Here is a 1,025-nt window from a genome sequence, read left to right on the forward strand (position 1 = left end):
TGGAGCGTGGATACTGAAACAGCCACACCAACAAGTGGAACGCTGGGTACTTTTAATGACGGAACAAGTTATGAGGTGGTAGCCACAGTAACTGACGCGGCCTCGAACAGTGCCAGTGATGCTACCAACAATGAAGTATCGATAGATACCACAGCACCGGCCACACCAACAGTTAATGCTTTAACCACATCAGATAATACACCAGTAGTAAGTGGAACCGCTGAGATTGGAAGTACAGTAGTCGTAGTTATTAACGGAGTGACCTTTACCACAACAGCTGATGCTTCAGGTAACTGGAGTGTGGATACTGAAACAGCCACACCAACAGCAGGTGGTCCTTTTACGCCATTAACTGATGGAGATTATGATGTAGCCGTGACCAGCACTGATGCAGCAGGAAATAGTAGTTCTGATGCAACCAATAATGAATTGACAATTAACACTTCAATTCCAACAGCACCAACAGTTAATTTACTGACTACCAATGATGTAACGCCTGTCATTACCGGAACCAATGGATTAGGAACCAGTCAGCCGGCAGGAGAGACCCTGACAGTGACAGTAAATGGTGCTACTTATACAGTAACCCCTGATGCTTCAGGGAACTGGAGCGTGGATACCGAAACAGCCACACCAACAAGTGGAACGCTGGGTACTTTTAATAATGGAACAAGCTATGAAGTGGTAGCCACAGTAACTGATGCGGCCTCGAACAGTGCCAGCGATGCTACCAGCAATGAAGTTTCTATAGATACCACAGCACCGGCCACACCAACAGTCAATGCTTTAACCACATCAGATAATACACCTGTAGTAAGCGGAACCGCTGAGATTGGAAGTACAGTAGTCGTAGTTATTAACGGAGTGACCTTTACCACAACAGCTGATGCTTCAGGGGACTGGAGTGTGGATACTGAAACAGCCACACCAACAGCAGGCGGTCCTTTTACACCATTAACTGATGGAGATTATGATGTAGCCGTGACCAGCACTGATGTAGCAGGCAATAGCAGTTCTGATGCTAC

The 1,025-nt window shown here is 46.5% G+C and carries 1 protein-coding gene; it reads left to right on the forward strand.

The genetic code is table 11. From position 1 onward, the window contains the following. Window positions 1-1,025, forward strand: a 1,025-nt coding sequence (locus IEV85_RS24700) for an Ig-like domain-containing protein (protein ID WP_229712739.1), incomplete at both ends; no start/stop codon positions are given.

Origin of the sequence: Marivirga lumbricoides (assembly GCF_014636295.1) — a bacterium.
GTDB classification, from domain to species: Bacteria; Bacteroidota; Bacteroidia; order Cytophagales; family Cyclobacteriaceae; genus Marivirga; species Marivirga lumbricoides.